Below are 4,941 nucleotides of genomic sequence, written 5' to 3'. Positions count from 1 at the left end.
CCTGCGCCTGGACCGCGGCGAGCCGCGTCGCCGGCGGCGAGCGCGCGGCCTTCGCGCTGACGCGGCCGCCGGGCCATCATGCCGGCGCGGATTTCTATGGCGGCTACTGCTTCCTCAACAACGCCGCCATCGCGGCGCAGACGCTGCGCAACGCCGGCGCGGCGAAGGTCGCGGTGCTCGACGTGGACTACCACCACGGCAACGGCACGCAGGCCATCTTCTACGAGCGCGCCGACGTGCACGTGGCCAGCCTGCATGGCGACCCGCGCAGCGACTATCCCTACTACCTGGGCCATGCCGACGAGCGCGGCGCCGGCGCGGGGCTGGGCTTCAACCACAACCTGCCGCTGGCGCGCGGCACCGACTTCGCCACCTGGCGTGCCGCGCTGGCGCAGGCGCTGCAAGGCATTGCAGCGGCCGGCGCCGAGGCGCTGGTGGTGTCGCTGGGTGTCGACACCTTCGAAGGCGACCCGGTCGCGGGCTTTCGCCTGAAGAGCGGCGACTACCTACGCATCGGCGAGGACATCGCCCGCGCCGGCCTGCCCACCGTCTTCGTGTTCGAGGGCGGCTACGCCGTGGCCGAGGTGGGCATCAACGCGGTGAACGTGCTGCAGGGCTTCGAGCAGCAGGCGGCCTGAACCGCCGAGTCGCACCCGCGACCGCCTTGCGGGTGAGCCCCGATTGCCGCCCGCGCCGCGCGGCGGCCCAATGCCCGCTCCTGATCCGCTTGCCATCGAGGAGTCCTGGCCCATGTCCCGACGTACATTCCTTCTTCGCACCGCTTCGCTGGCCGCCACGGCTGGCCTTGCCGGCCTGGCCTGGCCGCTCGCGGCACAGGCCCAGCAGGGCTTTCCGAGCAAGCCGATCAAGCTGGTGATCGCCTTCCCGGCCGGTGGCCCGACCGACATCACCATGCGCCAGCTGGCCGACAACGCCAGCAAGGTGCTGGGCCAGCCGGTGATCGTGGAGAACAAGCCGGGTGCCGGCGGCACGCTGCCGGCGCAGGCGCTGCAGACCTCGGCCGCAGACGGCTACACCATCGGCCAGATCCCGCTGGGCGTGTTCCGCATCGGCTACACCACCAAGATCAACTGGGACCCGGTGAAGGACATCAGCTACGTGATCAACGTCACCGGCTATGCCTTCGGCATGGTGGTGCCCAGCGACAGCCCCATCAAGAACTGGAACGACTTCGTGGCCTACGCCAAGGCCAACCCGGGCAAGCTCAGCTACGGCTCCACCGGCAACCTCACCAGCCCGCACCTGACCACCGAGCTGCTGGCGCAGCAGGCCGGCATCCAGCTGCAGCACGTACCGTACAAAGGCAATGCCGACCTCATGCAGGCGCTGCTGGGCGGGCATCTCATGGCCGCGTCCGACAGCACCGGCTGGGCGCCGCATGTGGAGTCGGGCAAGCTGCGCGTGCTCAACACCTGGGGCGAGAAGCGCCTGGCCAAGTTTCCCGATGCGCCCACGCTCAAGGAACTGGGCTACGACATCGTGCAGAACTCGCCCTTCGGCATCGGCGCGCCCAAGGGCACGCCGCCCGAGGTGGTCAAGAAGCTGCACGACGCCTTCAAGCAGGCCATGGAAGAGCCCAGCTACCTGGCGGCGCTGGGGCGCTACGACATGGTGCCCATCTACATGAGCTCGGCCCAGTACACCGCCTTTGCCGAAGAGACGGTGAAGAAGGAGAAGGCGCTGATCGACAAGCTGGGCCTGGCTAAGGGCAGCTGAGCTGCCCCTGGTGAATAACACCCGCATTTCGCGCGCGGGGCCGGCCGCTTTTGCGGCCACAATCGAACACCTATTGAAACAAAAGGTGTCAAATGGCTCTGGGCATGGTGGGGTTCAAGGCAGGGAGGGTTCTGGCCTTCGTGGCGGCGGCATGTGTTGTGGCGGGCGCGGCCCACGCGCAGAACGCGCCGCCCGAGACCGACCTGGCCGACCTGCCGATCCACCCCTGGGTCGTGGTGCCGCCGAGCTGGTCGCCCGAGGCCTATTTCACCAACCTGAAGGATGGCGCCAGCGTGGAGTCGCCCTTCGTCGCCCGCTTCGGGCTGAGCATGCGCGGCATCGTGCCGGCGGGCAAGACGGCCGGCCGCGCGGGGCACCACCACCTGCTCATCGACCAGCCCCTGCCGCTGGACTTCAAGAAGCCGCTGCCCTTCACCGAGAAGTACGTGCACTTCGGCAAGGGCCAGATGGAGACGGTGGTCGACCTGCCGCCCGGCAGCTACACGCTGCGCCTGGTGCTGGCCGACCAGGGCCACATTCCCTACTTCGTCTACAGCAAGCCGATGCGCATCACGGTGACGAAGCAGAACAAGGACGTGAAGCCGGCCGACCTGCTGGGCCCGCCGCGCATCGAGGTGCTGGGCGCGGCCGATCGCGGCACGGTGCAGCTGCCGATGCGCATGCAGTTTCATGCCAGCGGCTTCAACGTCTCGCACGCCGGACCCAAGGTGGACGGCACCGGGCACTTCCGCCTCACGCTGGAGCGCAGCGGCCAGAAGAGCGAGGTGATCGAGCTCGACGGCGGGCAGACCGAGGTGTGGCTCAGCCCGCCGCGCGGCAGCTACAGCGCCCGGCTGGACCTTGTCGGCAATGCCGACGGCAAGGCCCTGGCGCAGGCCAAACCGGTGAGCTTCACGGTGCCCTGAGCGGCGCACGCCGCCTCACAGCGCCTGCGCACGGGCGCGCCTCGCCTCTAGAATGGCCCGCACTCTTGATGTGGGAACTGCCGTGGTGATGCGTGGTGCTGGTGGCGATGCCGCCGACGACTTGCTCCTCAAGGTCGCGCCGCCCCGGGTTCCGCGCCATCTGGTCTCGCGCGCGCGGCTGCTGTCCGCCGATCCCGCCCTGCAGGGCGTGCCCGCCGTGCTGGTGCGTGCGCCGGCCGGCTTCGGCAAGACCTCCCTGCTGGCCCAGTGGCGGCTCGAACACTTGTCGCGCGGCGCGGTGGTGGCCTGGCTGTCGGCCCAGCCGCAGGACGATCCGCTGCGCCTGGCCCAGAGCCTGGCCTTGGCGGTGCGCCAGGCCGCCGGGCGCCCGACCTTCGGCCACACCCTGCTCGAGGCCGCGGGCGCCACCGACGGCCTGGAGGCCATCACCGTCTGGCTGGCCGAGCTGGCGCAGACCGCGCTGGATGCGGTGCTGATCGTCGACGAGGCCGAGCGCCTGCCGCAAGCCTCGCGCGAGGCCCTGGCCTACCTGCTGCGCAATGCGCCGCCCAACCTGCGCACGCTGATCGGCGCGCGACCTGACTGCCAGCTCGACATCGACGACCTGATTGCCTATGGCCAGTGCGTCGAGGTCGGCCCGGCGTCGCTGCGCTTCCGGCTCGAGGAAACGCTGGAGCTGGTGCACGGCCGCTTCGGCGCGCGGGTCGACCGCAATGCCGCGGCCCGGCTGCACGAGTTGACCGAAGGCTGGCCGCTGGGCCTGCAGCTGGCGCTCACCATCATGGCGCGCGGCGGGGCGGGCAACGGGGGCGAATCCGCCGGCGCAGCCGAATTCGGCGGCGACCTGGCCGGGCTGAGCGCACTGGGCGACGCGCTGCACGGGCAGTTCATCAAGCTGCTGCTCAGCAAGCTCGATGCGGCCGACCGCGATTTCCTGGTGCGCATCTCGGTGCTCGACCCCCTGCACCCACAGCTGTGCCGGGCGGCCACCGGCCATGCCGATGCGGCCGAGAGGCTGGCGCGCCTGGGCCGCGACACGCCCGTCTTCGTGGCCGCCGAACAGGGCGACTGGCTGCGCATGCATGCGCTTGCACGCGACGCGCTGCGCCAGATCTTCGCCGGCCTGCCGCCGGCCGAGCAGGCGCAGGTCCATGCCAGCGCCTCGCACTGGCTGGCCGAGCACGGCCTCGTGGAGCAGGCGGCGCGCCACGCGCTGACCGCAGGCGAGCACCCGCGGGCCTACGAGCTGGCCGAGCGCAGCCTGTACGAATCGCTGATGCGCAACGGCCGCCAGGGCGCCGTGCTGGACTGGCTCGCCCAGCTTCCCGCGCAGGAGCTGGATGCGCGCCCGCGCCTGCTGCTGGCCGCCGCCTGGACGCTGGCGGCCAGCGAGCGCCACGAGGAAGCGCTGCGCATGGTTGACCGCATCCTGGCGCTGCCCGGCGTGGATGACGCGCTGCGCTTCGAATGCTCGCTGGTGCTGGGCGGGGCCGCGGTGTTCGCGGACGACCTGGACCGCTTTGCCCAGACGCACGACGCCTGGGGCACCACGGTGCCGGTCCGTGACCCGCTGCTGCTGCAGGTGCATGCCAACCGCATGGCCTATCGTGCGCTCATCGACGGCGAGCCGGCGCTGGCGCGCCTGCGCCAGCAGCAGGCGCCCCGCGGCGACTTCAGCCAGGGCATGGGCTACATCGCGCGCTGGGGCGAGCTGCTCGTGGGCCTGAGCTACATCTGGGAAGGGCAGGTGCTGCTGGCCGACAGCATCCTGCGCCCCGCCCTGGCCAAGGCCGAGGGCGAACTGGGCCGGCGCGCCCGCTTCACCTGCATGCTGGCGGCGCTGGCCGCGGCGGCGGCCTGGGAGCGCAATGCCCCCGCCGAAGCCGCGGCGCTGCTGGCCGATCGCTTCGACGTGCTCGAGCGCGGCGGCATGCCCGAGCCGCTGATGCTGGCCTACCGCACCGGTGCCCGCATGGCGCTGGCCGAGGGGGCCGAACACCGCGCGCTGGAGCTGCTGGATGCGCTGGACGCCGTGGGCGCCGCGCGCAAGCTGCCCCGGCTGCGCATTGCGAGCCTCACCGAGAAGGTGCGCCTGCATGCCCGGCACGGCCATGCGCAGACCTGCCGCGAGCTGTGCGAGCGCATCGACGCCATGCTGGCCGACCCGGCCATGCCGCAGGGCCGCTACTGGCGCGGCAACGTGAACGTGTGGCGCGACCTGGCCCAGGGCTATGCGGCGGTGGCGGCCCGCGACTGG

Annotated in this window: 4 protein-coding genes; all 4 read left to right on the top strand. The window is 71.4% G+C overall.

Annotated elements, in window-relative coordinates; all coding sequences use genetic code 11:
• On the top strand, positions 1–638 hold a 638-nt coding region (locus VSO01S_RS25945; protein WP_161944481.1), incomplete at its 5' end, for a histone deacetylase family protein.
• Positions 639–750: 112 nt separating this feature from the next.
• A complete protein-coding gene (locus tag VSO01S_RS25940; protein ID WP_068645641.1) occupies positions 751–1,737 on the top strand; it encodes a Bug family tripartite tricarboxylate transporter substrate binding protein in 987 nt (328 codons plus the stop codon).
• A gap of 92 nt (positions 1,738–1,829) precedes the next feature.
• Complete coding sequence (locus VSO01S_RS25935) at positions 1,830–2,663, top strand: DUF4399 domain-containing protein (protein WP_245684336.1); 834 nt, start codon at positions 1,830–1,832, stop codon at positions 2,661–2,663.
• Positions 2,664–2,715: 52 nt separating this feature from the next.
• Positions 2,716–4,941: winged helix-turn-helix domain-containing protein (locus VSO01S_RS25930; RefSeq protein WP_245684335.1), on the top strand; the 2,226-nt coding region annotated here is incomplete at its 3' end.

Origin of the sequence: Variovorax soli NBRC 106424, from assembly GCF_001591385.1 — a bacterium.
In the GTDB taxonomy this organism is placed as follows: Bacteria; Pseudomonadota; Gammaproteobacteria; order Burkholderiales; family Burkholderiaceae_C; genus Variovorax; species Variovorax soli.
Note: the sequence above shows the minus strand (reverse complement) of the source record. Positions and strands in the feature narration are given on the sequence as shown.